13 protein-coding genes are annotated in these 17203 nt (G+C 70.3%); 8 read left to right on the top strand and 5 right to left on the bottom strand.

All coding sequences use genetic code 11. The features are described 5' to 3' along the window. Window positions 1-40: 40 nt before the first annotated feature. Window positions 41-1369: a wax ester/triacylglycerol synthase domain-containing protein gene (locus ACZYVJ_RS19700; RefSeq protein ID WP_463832560.1), complete on the bottom strand. Its 1329-nt coding sequence runs from the start codon at window positions 1367-1369 to the stop codon at window positions 41-43. A gap of 168 nt (window positions 1370-1537) precedes the next feature. On the opposite strand from ACZYVJ_RS19700, the gene ACZYVJ_RS19705 reads away from it, so the two are divergent. Further along, on the top strand, window positions 1538-4834 hold the full coding sequence (locus ACZYVJ_RS19705; protein ID WP_463832561.1) for an error-prone DNA polymerase: 3297 nt from the start codon (window positions 1538-1540) through the stop codon (window positions 4832-4834). 17 nt (window positions 4835-4851) lie between these two features. After that, window positions 4852-5496: a nitroreductase family protein gene (locus ACZYVJ_RS19710; protein WP_463832562.1), complete on the top strand. Its 645-nt coding sequence runs from the start codon at window positions 4852-4854 to the stop codon at window positions 5494-5496. On the opposite strand, the gene ACZYVJ_RS19715 is transcribed toward ACZYVJ_RS19710, so the two are convergent. Continuing rightward, a complete protein-coding gene (locus ACZYVJ_RS19715) occupies window positions 5497-5823 on the bottom strand; it encodes a YciI family protein (protein ID WP_463832563.1) in 327 nt (108 codons plus the stop codon). Between the two features lie 36 nt (window positions 5824-5859). After that, window positions 5860-6324 carry a tRNA (cytidine(34)-2'-O)-methyltransferase gene (locus ACZYVJ_RS19720; RefSeq protein ID WP_463832564.1) on the bottom strand — a complete coding sequence of 155 codons (465 nt, stop codon included), beginning with the start codon at window positions 6322-6324 and terminating at the stop codon, window positions 5860-5862. Window positions 6325-6342: 18 nt separating this feature from the next. Here ACZYVJ_RS19720 and ACZYVJ_RS19725 point away from each other — a divergent pair, with 18 nt between their 5' ends. The 6 genes from ACZYVJ_RS19725 to ACZYVJ_RS19750 all read left to right on the top strand — a co-directional run bounded on the left by ACZYVJ_RS19725 (window position 6343) and on the right by ACZYVJ_RS19750 (window position 11927). Continuing rightward, window positions 6343-6948, top strand: coding sequence for a class I SAM-dependent methyltransferase (locus ACZYVJ_RS19725; RefSeq protein ID WP_463832565.1), 606 nt, complete (start codon window positions 6343-6345; stop codon window positions 6946-6948). A 255-nt stretch (window positions 6949-7203) separates the two neighbouring features. Continuing rightward, window positions 7204-10011, top strand: coding sequence for a sensor histidine kinase (locus tag ACZYVJ_RS19730; protein WP_463832566.1), 2808 nt, complete (start codon window positions 7204-7206; stop codon window positions 10009-10011). Further along, window positions 10011-10418 carry a serine protease inhibitor gene (locus ACZYVJ_RS19735; protein ID WP_463832567.1) on the top strand — a complete coding sequence of 136 codons (408 nt, stop codon included), beginning with the start codon at window positions 10011-10013 and terminating at the stop codon, window positions 10416-10418. The genes ACZYVJ_RS19730 and ACZYVJ_RS19735 overlap by 1 nt, the downstream gene beginning before the upstream one ends. Before the next feature lie 6 nt (window positions 10419-10424). Then, window positions 10425-10799 carry a DUF742 domain-containing protein gene (locus ACZYVJ_RS19740; RefSeq protein WP_463832568.1) on the top strand — a complete coding sequence of 125 codons (375 nt, stop codon included), beginning with the start codon at window positions 10425-10427 and terminating at the stop codon, window positions 10797-10799. A 1-nt stretch (window position 10800) separates the two neighbouring features. Continuing rightward, window positions 10801-11367, top strand: a complete 567-nt coding sequence (locus tag ACZYVJ_RS19745) for a GTP-binding protein (protein ID WP_463833068.1) — start codon at window positions 10801-10803, stop codon at window positions 11365-11367. Continuing rightward, window positions 11364-11927: a pentapeptide repeat-containing protein gene (locus ACZYVJ_RS19750; protein ID WP_463832569.1), complete on the top strand. Its 564-nt coding sequence runs from the start codon at window positions 11364-11366 to the stop codon at window positions 11925-11927. Before ACZYVJ_RS19745 ends, ACZYVJ_RS19750 begins: the two co-directional genes overlap by 4 nt. Window positions 11928-11946: 19 nt before the next feature. Here ACZYVJ_RS19750 and ACZYVJ_RS19755 read toward each other — a convergent pair whose 3' ends face one another. Together ACZYVJ_RS19755 and ACZYVJ_RS19760 are read right to left on the bottom strand one after the other, a co-directional pair. After that, entirely contained in the window at window positions 11947-14511 is a 2565-nt protein-coding gene (locus tag ACZYVJ_RS19755; protein WP_463832570.1) for an ATP-binding cassette domain-containing protein, read from the bottom strand. 36 nt (window positions 14512-14547) lie between these two features. After that, window positions 14548-17190, bottom strand: a complete 2643-nt coding sequence (locus ACZYVJ_RS19760) for an ATP-binding cassette domain-containing protein (RefSeq protein WP_463832571.1) — start codon at window positions 17188-17190, stop codon at window positions 14548-14550. Window positions 17191-17203 lie beyond the last annotated feature (13 nt).

Genomic DNA, 17203 nt, shown 5'->3' on the forward strand with positions numbered 1-17203 from the left:
GACCAACCTTCTCACGGTGGTCGGCCGCCGGGAGAACGGGTCAGCGGCGCGCGTGCCCCGGCGCCGACGGGTGCGTCGGCGGCACGGGGCGCACCACCGGACGCGCGGAACGCTTGCGGTTGAACAGCAGCACGGAATCGTCGCCGAGGGCCACCAGTCGCGCCATGCCCAGCTCGATGCCGGCGGCCAGCTGCTTGACGTCGAACGCGTCGCCGTGTTCGGCGGTGATGCCGAAGACCAGTTCATCGCCGTAGCTCAGCACCGCGACGCCGGTGTGCAGCGCCGCGGCCGTCGGGGGGATCGGCAACAGCCGTTCCAGCGTCTGGCCCATCACCCGCAGCCGCCGGCGCGGCCCGGGCACGGTGGTGGCCAAGGTGACGATGGCGCGCTGCGGAAGGCGGGAGAGCAGCTGTAAGACGTTGCTGCGCAACACCGTCGGCAGGAAGCCGATCGCCGAGTCCACGATGCCGGGCGGCTGGGCGATCAGCTTGGCCTTCCACCTGTTGTGCACCGTCTGCAACCGGCGCACCGGGTCGTCGTGTTCGACGGGCAGGTGCGAGAGCATCGCCGAGCGGACCGGCATCGGCACCAGGGTGCGCAGCGAGTCCGCCCGCGGTTCCTCACCGCGGCCGAGCAGCGCCGCGCGGAACCCCTCGGTGATGGCGGCGAGCGCGACGTCGTTGGCGCTGACGCCGAATTTGCGGCAGACGCTGTCGACGTCGGTGATCGGGACCCGCACCGTGCTGTAGCGCCGCGAGGCGGTGACCGAATCGGTGCGCACGGCCGGCCACATCGCGCCGACCAGGGCGCCGGCGGCCGACGAAGTCCGCCACAGCGCGTCGACCCAGCCCGGCTTGCCCGCGGCCGGTATCGAAACCGGTTTGGCCGCGGCGCCGTTGGCGAAGGTGTCCGCGTCGGCGTCGTCGCAGAGCCTGCTGATCAGGCGTGCCGCCGAGTTGCCGTCGAGCAGGCCGTGATGGGTCTTCATCAGGATCGCCCACCGGTTGCCCTTCAGGCCCTCGATGACCCAGCACTCCCACGGGGGGCGGTCCAGGTCGAGGGGCCGCTCCAAGGCATGGGCGATGGCCCGGGACAGCTCGGCCTCGTCGCCGGGGCGGGGGATGGCCACCCGGCGCACGTGGTGGGCCAGGTCGAAGTCCGGGCAGTCGATCCACTCCTGGTTCAGCGGATGCGCCCGCAGCAGCTGCGTGCATCGCGTGATCGGCTGGAGACGTTCGGCCAGAAGCCTTTTGAGCCGTTCATAGTCGGGTACGGTGCCGTTGACGATGGCGACCGCGCCGATCGCCAGGCTCGCGTGCTGATCCGGATCGTGGGCTTGAAGGAATGCCGTGTCCAGTGTCTGTGCCATGCCGGCCCCCGCCGTAGTCCGCTTCTTGAACTTGTACCAGTATCTGTGGACCTCGCGATCCGCGGTAGTGCCGCAGCGTTAAGACCTTGTTTAGGAGTTGAAGATCGGTTTAACAACGGTTGTACTGAGCCGCGGTTAAATCGAACACCAGTTCGATATACTCGAACCGTGGGCTGGTTCAACGGGCCGCCGAGCTGGGCGGAAATGGAGCGGGTGCTCGACAGCAAGCCGCGCCATGCCGGGGAGTCGGCGGGCCCGGAATCCGACGGCCCCCTGTCGCGCAGGCGCGCGACGTACCAGCCGCCGGACAGCGGCCGGGCGTCGCGCTCGTCCGTCGCTTATGCCGAACTGCATGCGCATTCGGCGTTCAGCTTCCTGGACGGGGCGAGCACGCCTGAGGAGCTGGTCGAGGAGGCGGCCCGGCTGGACCTGCGCGCCCTGGCGCTCACCGACCACGACGGTTTGTACGGGGCGGTGCGGTTCGCCGAGGCGGCGGCCGAGCTCGACATACGCACCGTGTTCGGCGCCGAGCTGTCGCTGGGCCCGGGTGCGCGCACCGAGACGCCGGATCCGCCCGGCCCGCACCTGCTGGTGCTGGCCCGCGGCGCGGAGGGGTACCGGCGGTTGTCGCGGCAACTGGCCGCGGCGCATCTGGCCGGCGGCGAGAAGGGTAAGCCCCGCTACGATGCCGACGCGCTGACCGAGGCCGCCGGCGGGCACTGGCACATCCTGACCGGCTGTCGTAAAGGCCATGTGCGCCAAGCCCTTTCCGAGGGTGGCCCATCGGCGGCCGAGCGGGCGCTGGCCGATCTGGTGGACCGGTTCGGAGCGCACCGGGTCAGCGTCGAGCTGACCCATCACGGTCAGCCGCTCGACGACGAACGCAACGCGGCGCTGGCCGCGCTGGCCCCCCGCTTCGGGGTCGGCGTCGTCGCCACCACCGGCGCGCATTTCGCGGGGCCGTCGCGGCGCCGGCTGGCCATGGCGATGGGTGCCATCCGGGCGCGGCAGTCGCTGGATTCGGCCGCCGGGTGGCTGGCCCCGCTGGGCGGTTCGCACCTGCGCTCGGGTGACGAGATGGCCCGGCTGTTCGCCCAGCGGCCCGACGTGGTGACCGCGGCCGCCGAGCTGGGCGAGCAGTGCGCGTTCGGGCTGGCGCTCATCGCACCGCAGCTGCCGCCGTTCGACGTGCCCGCCGGGCACACCGAGGACAGCTGGCTGCGGCAATTGACCATGGCCGGGGCGCGCGACCGCTACGGGTCGGCCGAGCACGCGCCACGGGCGTATGCCCAGATCGAACACGAGCTGAAAGTCATTGCCCACCTGACGTTTCCGGGCTACTTCCTGGTGGTGCACGACATCGCCCGGTTCTGCCGGGACAACAACATCCTGTGCCAGGGCCGGGGATCGGCCGCCAACTCCGCGGTCTGCTACGCCCTGGGCGTCACCGCCGTCGACCCGGTGGCCAACGAGCTGCTGTTCGAGCGTTTTCTGTCGCCGGCCCGCGACGGGCCGCCCGACATCGACATGGACATCGAGTCCGATCAGCGGGAAAAGGTCATCCAGTACGTCTACGACAAATACGGCCGCGACTACGCCGCCCAGGTCGCCAACGTCATCACCTACCGGGGAAAGATCGCGGTGCGTGACATGGCCCGCGCCCTGGGTTTCTCGCAGGGTCAGCAGGACGCGTGGAGCAAGCAGATCAGCCACTGGAGCGGGCTTGGCCCCAATTCGAGTGACCCGGCGCCCGACGTCGAGGGCATCCCCGAACCGGTGATCGACCTGGCGAACCAGATCCGGAACCTGCCGCGGCACATGGGCATTCATTCCGGCGGCATGGTGATCTGCGACCGCCCGATCGCCGACGTGTGCCCGGTGGAGTGGGCGCGGATGGAGAACCGCAGCGTGCTGCAGTGGGACAAAGACGACTGCGCGGCAATCGGATTGGTGAAGTTCGATCTGCTCGGGCTGGGGATGCTCTCGGCGCTGCACTACGCCATCGACCTGGTGGCCGAGCACAAGAGGATCGAGGTGGACCTGGCCCGCCTCGACCTCTCCGAGCCCGCGGTGTACGAGATGCTTTCGCGTGCCGATTCGGTCGGCGTGTTCCAGGTGGAGTCGCGCGCGCAGATGGCCACCCTGCCGCGGCTGAAGCCGCGGGTGTTCTACGACCTGGTGGTGGAGGTCGCGCTGATCCGTCCCGGCCCCATCCAGGGCGGGTCCGTGCATCCCTACATCCGGCGGCGCAACGGGCTGGACCCGGTGCTCTACGACCACCCGTCGATGCAACCGGCGCTGCGAAAGACATTGGGGGTGCCGCTCTTTCAGGAGCAGCTGATGCAGCTCGCGGTCGACTGCGCCGGATTCTCGGCCGCCGAGGCCGACCAGCTGCGCCGCGCCATGGGGTCCAAGCGCTCGACCGAACGCATGCGACGGCTGCGCGGCCGGTTCTACGAGGGCATGCGCACGCTGCACGGCGCCGACGACGAGGTGATCGATCGCACCTACGAAAAACTGGAAGCCTTCGCCAATTTCGGCTTCCCGGAAAGCCATGCGCTGAGCTTCGCGTCGCTGGTGTTCTACTCGTCGTGGTTCAAGCTGCACCACCCGGCGGCCTTCTGCGCGGCGCTGCTGCGCGCTCAGCCGATGGGGTTCTACTCGCCCCAGTCGCTGGTGGCCGATGCGCGCCGGCACGGCGTGACGGTGCACGGCCCGGACGTCAACGCCAGCCTGGCGCACGCCACGCTCGAGAACGCCGGCACCGAGGTCCGCCTCGGCCTGGGCGCGGTCCGCCACATCGGCGACGACCTGGCCGAACAACTCGTCGACGAGCGAAAAGCCAACGGCCCGTTCACTTCTCTGCTTGACCTGACGACCCGGCTGCAGCTTTCCGTGCCGCAGACCGAGGCGCTGGCGACGGCCGGGGCGCTGGGCTGCTTCGACATGTCCCGGCGCGAGGCGTTGTGGGCGGCCGGGGCCGCGGCCACCCAGCGGCCGGGCCGGCTGCCTGGGGTGGGGTCGTCGTCGCACGTCCCGGTGCTGCCCGGGATGAGCGAGCTGGAACTGGCCGCCGCCGACGTGTGGGCCACCGGCGTCTCCCCGGACAGTTACCCGACGCAGTTCCTGCGGGCCGATCTGGACGCGATGGGGGTGGTGCCCGCCGAGAAACTGGGCTCGATGCCCGACGGCGACCGGGTGCTGATCGCGGGCGCGGTCACCCATCGGCAGCGGCCCGGCACGGCACAGGGGGTCACGTTCATCAACCTCGAGGACGAAACCGGGATGGTCAACGTGCTCTGTGCGCCGTGGGTGTGGGCACGGCATCGCAAGCTGGCGAACTCGGCCCCGGCGCTGCTGGTGCGCGGGCAGGTGCAAAACGCCAGCGGCGCGATCACCGTCGTCGCCGAACGGCTGGGCCGCATCACCCTGGCGGTCGGCTCGAAGTCCCGCGACTTCCGGTGATTCCGTAGTCTCCACACATGACCCTCAACTTGTCCGTCGACGAATTGCTCACCACCACCCGCTCGGTCCGCAAGCGTCTCGACTTCGACAAGCCGGTGGGCCGCGACGTGCTGATGGAATGCCTCGAACTGGCGCTGCAGGCGCCCACCGGCTCCAATGCGCAAGGCTGGCAATGGATTTTCGTCGAGGATGCGGACAAGAAGAAGGCGATCGCCGACGTCTACCTGAAGAACGCTCAGCCTTACCTCAGCGCGCCGAAGCCCGACTACGACCAGGGCGACACCCGCGGTGAGCGGATGGGCAAGGTCGCGGATTCGGCGATGTATCTCGCCGAGCACATGCACGAGGCGCCGGTGCTGCTGATCCCGTGCCTCCAAGGCCGCGAAGACAAGTCGCCGATAGGTGGCGTCTCGTTCTGGGCTTCGCTATTTCCGGCGGTGTGGAGCTTCTGCCTGGCGCTGCGTTCCCGGGGATTGGGGTCCTGCTGGACGACGCTGCACCTGCTCGGTGGCGGCGAACAGCAGGTCGCGGACGTGCTCGGCATCCCGCACGACAAGTACAGCCAGGGTGGGCTGTTTCCCATCGCCTACACCAAGGGCACCGACTTCCGCCCGGCCAAGCGGCTGCCCGCCGCGCAGCTCACTCACTGGAATGCCTGGTGATCAGGCCTGAAGAGGCCAAACCTCGACGATCCCGTGCGCGACCGCACACGGCGTCTGGCTCACCCGCTCAATCGCCGCGTCAATGTCTTCGGCGTCGATGACCGCGAACCCTGCGATCGGCAACGCCGATCGCAGGAAGGGGCCGGGCTCGATCCGTACCCCCGCGCCGTCCGGATTGCGCACCTGGACGGGGTCTTTAGCTCGGCCCACTAGCGCGCCGGACGCGCGGAGTTCGTCGTCGCGGGCGTGTGCGGCCTGTTTGCGGTCGTCGGTCAGTTGGTGGTATCCGGCCTCGTCGCCGTAACCGATCGTGATGAAGGTAGGCATATCGATGCTGACTCTTCTCCGGTGCAGAACTCGTCGCTACACCGCGCCCGGGTAGCCGTGCTGGCGCCAGGCTTCGTAGACGGCGATCGCCGCGGCGTTGGACAGGTTCAGCGAGCGCCGGCCCGCCAGCATCGGGATGCGCACCTGCGCGGTGATGTGCGGGTCGGCCAGCGTGGCGGCGTCCAGCCCGGTGGGTTCGGGGCCGAACATCAGCACGTCGCCGGCCCGGTAGTCCACGTCGGCGAAAGAGGTGGGCGCGTGCGAGGTGAACGCGAACACCCGCTGCGGTGACAGCGCCGCCCAGGCGGCCGCCAGCGAGGCGTGCACGGTGACCGACGCGAGGTCGTGGTAGTCCAGCCCCGCTCGGCGCAGCTTGGGTTCGGACAGGTCGAACCCCATCGGCTCGACCAGATGCAATTCGCAGCCCGTCGCCGCCACCGTCCGGATGGCGTTGCCCGTGTTGGGCGGGATGCGAGGGGACACGAACATCAGCTTGAACACAACGCCGATAATGGTCGCATGGTCGAGCAGAGCTACTGGATGCAGAAGGTCGCTGCCGATCCGGGGCATTCGCAGTGGTACATCGAGCGTTTCCGCGCCATGGCCCGCGCCGGCGACGACCTGGCCGGCGAGGCCCGGTTCGTGGACGCCATGGCGCCGCGCGGGGCGCGGATTCTGGACGCCGGGTGCGGGCCCGGGCGGCTGGGCGGATACCTGGCCGCGGTGGGTCACCGGGTAGTCGGCGTGGACGTCGACCCGGCGCTGATCGAGGCGGCCGAGCAGGACTACCCCGGCCCGCGCTGGCTGGTCGGCGACCTGGCCGAGCTGGACCTGCCGGCGCGCGGCATCGCCGAACCGTTCGACGCGATCGTGTCCGCCGGCAACGTCATGACGTTTCTTGCCCCGAGCACCCGAATCCAGGTGCTGAGCCGGCTGCGGGCCCACATCGCCGACGACGGGCGGGCGGCGATCGGGTTCGGCGCCGGCCGCGATTACGAGTTCGACGAATTTCTCAACGACGCCGTCAACGCGGGCTTCGCACCCGATCTGCTGCTGTCCACCTGGGACATGCGGCCCTTCACCGACGACTCCGATTTCCTCGTCGCGCTCCTTCGGCCCGCCTAGGGTTTCGCGCTCGGTGGTGTTTGCCAGGGGTGATCGTGCGGGCGCGGCGCCACCTTGGAGGGACCTGTCTGCTCAGTAACGATTCTGGTGGCATGCGCCGCGGGCTGTCATACTCGTCGGATTGCCACACCTACAAGCACACGCCAATCTGGCGCGGGGCGGGCGAAATAAAGCAGGAAGTTTCATGAGCCACTCGTTTCATTCAGCGCTCAGGGTCAGCGCAGCGGCCGGTCGTCCGGCCGCGATGACGTGACCATGTTCACCCGCCCGACCAACCCGGCCGAGGCGGATGTCGTAGAGCCCGCGCCGAAGCCCGGCGCCGACGCCGCGGCGGCCAAACGCCCGCCGACCTGGTCGCTGAGCAACTGGCCGGTGCGCTGGAAGGTGCTGGCGATCGTGCTGGTCCCGCTGATTTTGGCGACGGTTTTCGGCGTGCTGCGCATCCACGGCGCCATGGCCAACTCGGCCAACCTGCGGCTGGCCGCCACCCGCGCCGACGTGGTGCCGGTGATCACCAAGTACATGTCGGCGCTGGACGTCGCCCTGCTGGCCAGTTCCACCGGACACGACGTCGACGGCGCCAAGAAGAACTACGAGGCGCGCAAGGGCGAGCTGCAGGCCAGGCTGGACGACACCGACGTCAGCGCGGACGTCCGGTCCGGCGTGAACAACCTGCTCGACGGCGGCCAGATGGTGGTGAACAAGGCGGCCGACCCGGGTCTCGGTTTGCGGGAGCGGGTGACGCTCTACGCGCCCATCCTGCTGACGGCAGAAGACGCCATCAACGCCTCGGTGCGCGTCGACGACGAGAAGATCCGTGCGCAGGCGCAGGGCCTGAGCCGGGCGGTCGGCGCCCGCGGGCAGATGACGATGCAGAAGGTCCTCGTCACCCGCGGGGCCGAGCTTCCCGAGCCGCAGCTGCGGACCTCGATGGCCACCCTGGCGGGCACCGAGCCGTCGACGCTGTTCGGCATGAGCGAGGTGCTGGGCGCCGGATCGCCAGAGGCCAAGGCGCTGCAGCGGCAGATGGTGAGCCGTATGGCGATCATGTCCGATCCGGCCAGCGTGCTCGTCGACAACGCCGACCTGCTGCGTTCGATCCAGACCACCGACGACATCGCCGACCAGGTCATCAAGAACGCCACCGCGTCGGTGACCAAGTCGGTGCACGCCCAGGCCGCCGAGCGTCGCTCGGCCGCGATCCTGGACACCGTGCTGGTGCTGGCCGCGATCGTGATCGCGTTGGGCATCGTGCTGTTGGTGGCGCGCGCGCTGGTGCGGCCGTTGCGCATCCTGCGCGACGGCGCGCTCAAGGTCGCCCACACCGATCTTGTAGAGGAGATCGCTTCGGTGAAAGCCGGTGGGGCCGAACCGACTCCGAGCCCGCTGCCGGTGTACACCACCGAGGAGATCGGCCAGGTCGCCCACGCGGTGGACGAGCTGCACACCCAGGCCCTGCTGCTGGCCGGCGACGAGGCACGGTTGCGACTGCTGGTCAACGACATGTTCGAGACCATGTCGCGGCGCAGCCGCACGCTGGTGGACCAGCAGCTGGCTCTCATCGACCGGCTGGAGCGCAACGAGGAGAACCCCGACCGCCTGGACAGCCTGTTCCGGCTTGACCACCTGGCCGCGCGACTGCGCCGCAACAGCGCCAACCTGCTGGTGCTGGCCGGCTCGCAGCTCGCCCGCGACCAGCGCGACCCGGTGCCGCTGGCCACTGTGATCAACGCCGCGGTGTCTGAGGTCGAGGATTACCGCCGTGTCGAGCTCGCCGGGCTGCCCGAGTGCGAGCTGATCGGCTCGGCCGCGGGCGGTGCCATCCATCTGTTCGCCGAGCTGATCGACAACGCCCTGCGCTACTCGCCGCCGACGACGTCCGCCCGGATCTCCGCGTCACGCGGCGGCGACGGGGGAGTTGTGGTGCGGATCGCCGACTCCGGTCTGGGGATGAACGACACCGACCGGCGGATGGCGAACATGCGCCTGCAGGCCGGCGGCGACGTCAGCCCCGACAACGCCCGGCACATGGGTCTTTTCGTGGTCGGCCGGATCGCGGCCCGGCACGGCATCCGGGTGGGGCTGCGCGGCCCCGCGGCCAACGAATCGGGCTCGGGTACCACCGCCGAGATCTACCTGCCGCCGACGGTGCTCGCCGGCCGGGCGGTCGCCGAGTCGGCGGCGCCCCGCCACATCCGTGCGGTCTCCTCGCCGAGCGCCAAGCTGGCCAGCGCGAACGCCGCCCCCGCGCAGGACGCCCAGCGCGACGACGGCACGCTCGAGCCGGCGGGCACCGGCCCGGACGCGACCGGCCCGTCGGTCACGTTGTTGCCGCGCCGCAACCCGGGTTCCAGTGGCATCACCGAAGTTCCCGCGGTCCCCGCCCCGGCCGCCGAAAAACTGCCCCGCCGCCAGCGCCGCGAGTTGGCGACGCCCTGGTGGGAGAACGCTCCGAAGCCGGCTCCCGCCCCCGAGCCCGCGCCCGAGCCGAAGCCCGCGCCCGCGCAACCGGCCCGGGCGGCGTCGGACACCTCGGCCTTCTTCTCCGCCCGCTCCCGGGAGGCGGACGGCCGCACACAGACCCGGCAGGACCAGCCTGCCCCGGCGGCGTCCATCCCGCCGGCCCCGAAGGCCCCGGCGGCCCCGGCCGACGACGACGTCATCTACCGGCGGATGCTGTCGGAGATGCTCGGCGACCCGCACGACCTGGTCAACAGCCCCGACCTGGATTGGCAGTCGGTCTGGGACCGTGGCTGGACGCTGGCGGCCGCGGCCGATGAAAAGCCCGTCGAGGCCCACACCACCGACCACGGCCTGCCGGTGCGCACGCCGGGCGCCCGGCTGGTGCCCGGCGGCGCCAACGGCGTCTTACAGGACGAGCCGGCCGAGCCGGACCAGGGGAGCAGCGGCCGGTCCCCGTCGCACCGGGAACCGCAGCACGCTGCCACCGGACCCGTAGCCCGGGACCCCGAGGCGGTTCGCGCCTCGTTCAGTAACCATTTCGGTGGCGTGCGCACCGGACGTTCGCACGCCCGTGAGACCGATCAAGGATCCGACGAATAATGACCTCCCCCGACAACTCCCTGGACTGGCTGGTGACGAGGTTCGCCCGCGAGGTACCCGGCGTCGCGCACGCGCTGCTGGTGTCCGTCGACGGGCTGCCCATCGCGGCCAGCGAGCATCTCCCGCGCGAACGCGCCGACCAGCTGGCCGCGGTGGCCTCCGGACTGGCCAGCCTGGCCACCGGCGCCGCGCAGCTGTTCGAGGGCGGCCAGGTGCTGCAGTCGGTGGTCGAGATGCAGAACGGCTACCTGTTGTTGATGCGGGTCGGCGATGGCTCGCACCTGGCGACGCTGGCCGTGTCGTCGTGCGACATCGGTCAGATCGGCTACGAGATGGCTGTCCTCGTCGAACGAGTGGGCGGCGTGGTGCAGTCGACCCGCCGGTCGGCCGTGCAGCAGCACTCGTGAGCCGCGATGGACACCCCCGAGACCTGGCCCGCACACCGTAAGGGGAACCTGGTCCGCCCGTACACCCTGACGTCCGGCCGGACCGACACCAACGTCGACCTTCCCCTCGAGGCGCCGATTCAGACGCTGCAGGCCGGCCTGGCCCACCGGTGGCCGCCCAACGACGCGCGAGGCAGAATCATCCAACTGTGCGTCGAGCACCCGTCGGTCGCCGAAATCTCCGCCCGGCTTGACCTTCCGCTCGGCGTCGCGCGCGTCCTGGTCGGGGATCTGGTGCTGTCCGGCTACGTTCAAGTGCACAAGACGTTGTCCGAGCGTTCCACCAGAGACGAGCGCCATGAACTCATAGGAAGGACACTGCGTGGCTTACGCGCACTCTGACGTGCAGGCCGATTCCGGCGCCCACGCGTCGACGAAGATCGTGATCGCCGGCGGATTCGGGGCCGGCAAGACCACCTTCGTCGGGGCGGTGTCGGAGATCATGCCGCTGCGCACCGAGGCGATGCTCACCGACGCCTCGACCGGCGTCGACGCGCTCGAGGCCACCCCGGACAAGCGGACCACCACCGTCGCAATGGATTTCGGCCGGATCACCCTGGCCGAGGACCTGGTGCTCTACCTGTTCGGCACGCCGGGGCAGCGCCGCTTCTGGTTCATGTGGGACGACCTGGTGCGCGGCGCGATCGGTGCGGTGGTGCTGGTCGACTGCCGGCGCCTGCAGGACAGCTTCGCCGCCGTCGACTTCTTCGAGCACCGCAACCTGCCGTTCCTCGTCGCGATCAACGAATTCGACGGCGCCCCGCGCTACCCGGTCGCCGAGGTGCGTGAGGCGCTGACCCTGCCGCCGCACATCCCGGTGATCAGCGTCGACGCCCGGGATCGCCGGTCGGCGACCGACGCCCTGATCGCGGTCAGCGAATACGCCCTGGCCAGCCTGTCGGCCAATTGACCACGCGGTGGGTCGACCAGGAATTCGAGGGCCACGACTTCACTGACGACGACCTCAGCCGGCTGCAGACCGAGCGGGTCGTGTTCACCGAATGCAACTTCAGCGGCGCCAACCTCGCCGAGTCGCAGCACCGCGGTTCGGCCTTCCGCAACTGCACGTTCCGGCGGACGTCGTTGTGGCACAGCACCTTTTCGCAGTGCAGCCTGCTCGGCTCGGTGTTCGTGCAGTGCCGGCTCCGGCCGATCACATTCGACGAGGTCGACTTCACGCTCGCGGTGCTCGGCGGAATCGACCTGCGCGGCGTCGACCTGAGCGGCTGCCGGCTGCGGGAAACCAGCCTGGTGGAGGCCGACCTGCGCAAGGCAGTGCTGCGCGGCGGGGACCTGCGCGGCGCGCGGACCGCAGGCACCCGTTTCGACGATGCCGACCTGCGCGGCAGCACCGTGGATCCGGCGCTGTGGACGACGGCCTCGCTGGCCGGTGCCCGCGTCGACGTCGACCAGGCCGTCGCCTTCGCGCTCGCCCACGGGCTGCGGCTGGATGGAGACGTGGACGGCTGAGCCATCGGCGGCTGATCGCTCAGCGGGTGAGCCGGATGCGCCACCGCACCAGTGCGGCGTAGGCGACCGTCAGCACCGCGAGCATGCCCATGTCGAACAGCCACGCCACCGGCGTGTGCTCGAAGTGGCTGTCCCGCGGGCTCTGCGGGCCGGGCGACACCGCCCACAGGTCGACCGTGGACCCCTGCGCCGCGTACCCCCACCGGGAGGGCACCAGCCAGGACAGCTGGTCGAGGAAGATCCGGTGGGTGACCGGCACCATGCCACCAGAGAGCACCATCTGCATCATCAGCGATACCACCAGCAGCGGCATGATCTGCTCGTTGGACCGCGCCAGCGCCGAGAGCAACAGGCCCAGCATCGCCGCCGCCACACACGTCGCGGCGACCCCGGCGAACAGCTCGAGGGTGGCGTTACCGAGCAGCACCGCCGGCCGCGTCGGCGGCCCCTTGCCCACCACCACGATGGCCGTGGCGATGGCCGCCTGGATGACGGCGAACGTGCTGAACACCGCCACCTTGGCCAGCAGGTAGGCCGTGCTCGACAGGCCGACCGCCTGTTCTCGCCGGAAGATCGGCCGCTCGCCGATCAGGTCGCGGATGGTCAGAGCGGTACCCATGAACGCGGCCGCCATGGTGAGCAGGGTCAGGATCATCCCGGCCTCACCGGCCGACTCGCTCACCGGATCGGCGTAGCCGAAACCGACGCTGCCGGGCACGGCCAGGGACAGCGCGCCCATCACGAACGGCAGCACCGCCAGGAACAGGAAGTAGGCGCGGTCGGACACCACCAGCCGGACCTGGCGGCGGGCGATGGTGGAGAACTGGCGGCGCTTGCTGGTGCGCGCCGGGGCGCCCAGCTCGGCCGGCGCCTCGGTGCGCGTGGGCGGCGGGGGCTTGTTCTGGGCCAGGAAGCGGCGATTGGCCTCGTCCGGATCGGCGCCCACCTTGGCGAAGATGTGCGCCCAGTGGGTGGTGCCCATGGCCGCGCCGATCTGGCCGGGCGGCCCGAGGTACGCCGTCTTGCCGCCCGGCGCCATCAGCAGCACCTGGTCGCAGACGTCGAGATAGGTCAGCGAGTGCGTGACCACCAGCACGACGCGGCCGGCGTCGGCGAGCTGCCGCAGCATGGTCATCACCTGCAGGTCCAGCGCCGGGTCCAGGCCGGAGGTCGGCTCGTCGAGGATCAGCAGCGACGGCCCGGTCAGCAGTTCCAGGGCCACCGACGCGCGCTTGCGCTGGCCCCCGGACAGGTTGTCGACCCGGGTGTCCGCGTGCTCGGTCAGGCCCAGCTCGTCGAGGACCTGGGCGACCACCTGCTCGCGGTCGGACTTGCTGGTGTCGGGCGGCAGGCGCAGCTCGGCGGCGTAGCCGAGCGCCTGGCTGACCGTCAGCTGCCGGTGCACGACGTCGTCCTGCGGGACCATCCCGATCCTGGTGCGCAGCGAGGCGTACTCGGTGTGAATGTTGTGGCCCTCGAAGGTGACCGAGCCCGAAGACGGGCTGGCGTACCCGGCGATCAGCCGGGACAGCGTGGTCTTGCCCGCGCCGGACCCGCCGATCAGCGCGGTCAGCGTGCCGGGCCGGGCGACGAACGAGATCCGCTCCAGCAGGTTCTTGCCGTCGACGCGGAAGTTGACCTCGCGCACCTCCAGGCCGCCGGCCCGCGTCGCCGCCTCCTGGCGGCGAACCAGCACGCCGTCGTGGAACACCAGGTCGACGTTGGCGATCGTCACCACGTCGCCTTCGGACAGGACCGCCGAGCCGACCCTGACACCGTTGACGAAGGTGCCGTTGCTGCTGTTCGCGTCGCGGATCTCGGCGCCCGTCGGCGTCGGCGTCAGGTAGGCGTGATGGCGCGAGGCCAGGACGTCATGGATGACGATGTCGTTATTGAGCGCGCGCCCGATCGAGGCGCCGCGGCCGGGCTGCGGCCGGAGTTCCGAGTCGGACCCCGGGACGCCGGCCCACGTGGTGGGGAACTCCCCGGCGCGGCCGGCCCGGGTGGGCGGGTTCAGCCCGGTGGGGTGCGGCCCGGACTGCGGTACGGCGCGGGTCGCGCTGTCCGGCGGGACGGGCGGAGCGGCGGACCTGCGCTTGGGGTCGCGGCGGGGGAAGGGGCGCGACGGCGGCGCGGGCGGCCGTGACGGATGCGCCACCGGGTGGGACGGCGCCGTCGCCGGACGTGGGCCGGTGGCCGGCGCCGGCGCGACGGGCCGCGCGGTGATGATGGGGATCGACTTGGTGGTCGGCGGAAGCAGGCCGACGCTGCCCACGTGCTGGCCCACTTCGAAGGTGATCCGCGGGCCGTCGGGCTTGCCGATGTTGATGGTCTGGCCGTCGTGGATGTCGACGACCGGCACCCGCTGGCCGTCCAGGTAGATCCCGTTGAGCGAGTTGTTGTCGACGGCCAGCCACCGCCCCTGGTCGAAGCGCAGCAGCACGTGCGCGCGGGCGATCAGCGGGTGCGCCACGCGCAGGTCGGCGCGCAGGTCGCTGCCCACGACCACATCGCGGCCAGCGGCGAAACTACCTTCGGAGCGGTCAGATCGAGCCGTCAGCACGGGCTGCGCAGGTCGAGTCATAACATCCAGGTTGGGGGTCGAGGTTGAGGCGCCGGCCTAGCGCTTCAGCCGGATATGCCAGCGGACGAAGCCGGTGTAGCCGATCGAAAGTGCGGCCAGCATGAACATGTCGAACAGGAAAATGTGCTTCGAGTGCTGCCAGATCGGGTCGTTGGTCGGGATCTGCTTGACCTTCACCAGCGACGGGAAGTCGATCGAGGACGCGCCCGCCGCATAGCCCCACCGGGCGGGCGTCAGCCACGCCATCTGTTCGAGGCCGAAGCGCTGATACACCGGGATCATGCCGCTGGAGAACACCAGCTGGGACATGATCGACACCACCAGCAGCGGCATGATCTGCTCGTTGGACTGCGCCAGGGCCGACAGCAGCAGGCCCAGCATGGCCGAGGCCACGCAGGTGCCCGCGACGGTGACGAACAGCGAGAAGGTGGAGTTGCCGAAGAACTGGGGATGCGCCGTCGGGGCGCCCTTACCCAGCCGCACGATGATGGTCGCGATCGCCGCCTGGCCGGTGGCGAACACGCAGAACACCGCGATCTTGGCCAGCAGGTAGGCGGTGGTGGACAGGCCGACCGCCTGTTCTCGCTTGAAGATGGCGCGCTCGCCGATCAGGTCGCGAATGGTGAGCGCGGTGCCCATGAAGACGGCGCCGATGTTGAGCAGCACCATGATGTACTGCGGCTGCGTCGGCGCGGGCCCCATCGGGTCGGCCGGGCCGAGGCCCGGGTGCGGGCCCTTCACCGTAAGCGACAACGCGCCGATGAGAAACGGCAGGATCGCCAGGAAGATCGTGTAGCCGCGGTCGGACACGACCAGTCGGACCTGGCGACGGGCGATCGTGGACAGCTGCCGGAACAGGTCGGTCTGCGGTGGTTCGCCCAGATCCGCCGGGCTCTCCGGGGTGGGTGGCTGCGACGACTGCTGGTTGCGCTCCTTGAAGCGGCGGTTGGCCTCGTCCGGGTCGGCACCCACCTTGGCGAAGATGTCGGCCCAGTTGCGCGTCCCCATCGCGGACTCGACCTGGTCGGGCGGCCCGCAGAACGCCGTCTTCCCGCCTGGCGCGACCAGCAGGATCTGATCGCACACGTCCAGGTACGACACCGAGTGGGTCACCACCAGCACCACGCGGCCCGCGTCGGCCAGCTGGCGCAGCATCAGCATGACCTGGCGGTCCAGCGCCGGGTCCAGACCCGACGTGGGCTCGTCCAGCAGCAGCAGCGACGGCTGGGTGAGCAGCTCGAGGGCGACCGAGGCGCGCTTGCGCTGGCCGCCGGAGAGCTTGTCGACCCGGGTGTCGGCGTGCTGGGTCATGTCGAGTTCCTCGAGCACCTGCGCGACGACGCGGGCCCGTTCCTCTTTGCTGGTGTCCGGCGGCAGGCGCAGCTCGGCGGCGTAGTTGAGGGCCTGGTTGACCGTCAGCTGGCGGTGCACCACGTCGTCCTGCGGGACCATCCCGATCCTGCTGCGCATGGACGCGTACTCAGTGTGGATGTTGTGGCCCTCGAACGTGACATTGCCCGAGGTCGGGCTGGTGTAGCCGACGATCAGCCGCGACAGGGTGGTCTTGCCGGCGCCCGACCCACCGATGATGGCGGTCAGCGTCCCGGGCCGGGCGGTCAGCGAGATGTGGTCCAGCAGCTGCTTGCCGTGGTCGACGGTGTAGCAGACGGAGTTGACCTCCAGCCCGCCGGTGCGCGTCGCCGCCTCGGTGCGCCGGACCAGGTTGTCGCCGGTGAACACCAGGTCGACGTTGCCGATGGTGACCACGTCGCCCTCGGTCAGCACCGCCGAACCAACCCGGACGCCGTTGACGAACGTCCCGTTCACGCTGTGCGAGTCGCGGATCTCGGTGCCCAGCTGCGTCTGGATCAAGAAGGCATGGTGGCGTGAGGCCAGGACGTCCTGGATGACGATGTCGTTGTCGGTGGCCCGGCCGATGGTCTGCGACCCCGCCGGCTTCTGGATCGCACCGGAGCGTGACGGCATCAACGCGTGGAACATCTTCGTCGCCAGGTTCGCTACCTCGGGCGGCTTCGCGGAGGCGGGCGCCATCTGGGTGTGCGGGCTCCCCGAGACGGCGGGGATCTGCGCCAGGGGCGGCGCGTTGTGCGGCGGGGGTGGCGCGGCGGGCGGGAATGCGGGCGGGCGTCCACCGCCGTACATGGTCTGTGCGGGCGGGGCTTGCCGCTGCACGGGCGCGGGTTGCGGTCGCCGCGGCGGCGCCGCCCAGTTGGGCGTGCGCCCGGGTGGCGGAGGAGGCGGCGGGGCGACGGGTGGTGACGGCTGCGCCGACCACGCAGCGGCCTGCGGCGGAGCCGCCATCGGGATGCCCATCGATTCGGTTCGGGGCGGACGCCCGGCCATGCCCTGGTGGCGCCCGACGTCGAAGGTCAGCAGCGGCCCGTCGGGGTTTCCGATGTTCAGGGTCTGCCCGTCGTGGATCTCGACCACCGGCACGCGCCGGCCGTTGACGAAAGTTCCGTTGAGCGAACCGTTGTCGATGGCCAGCCACTTGCCCTGGTCGAAACGCAACAGCAGGTGGGCACGCGAAATCAACGGGTGGGTGATACGCATGTCCGCTCGCAGGTCGCGCCCGACTACTACATCGTGGCCCGCTGCGAAGGTGCGTTCCGATCCTTCGTGATGGACGGTTAGCGCTGGCGGGGCTGGTGCTGACATCGCCACAACTGTA

This window comes from Mycobacterium sp. IDUB_3, from assembly GCF_055419585.1.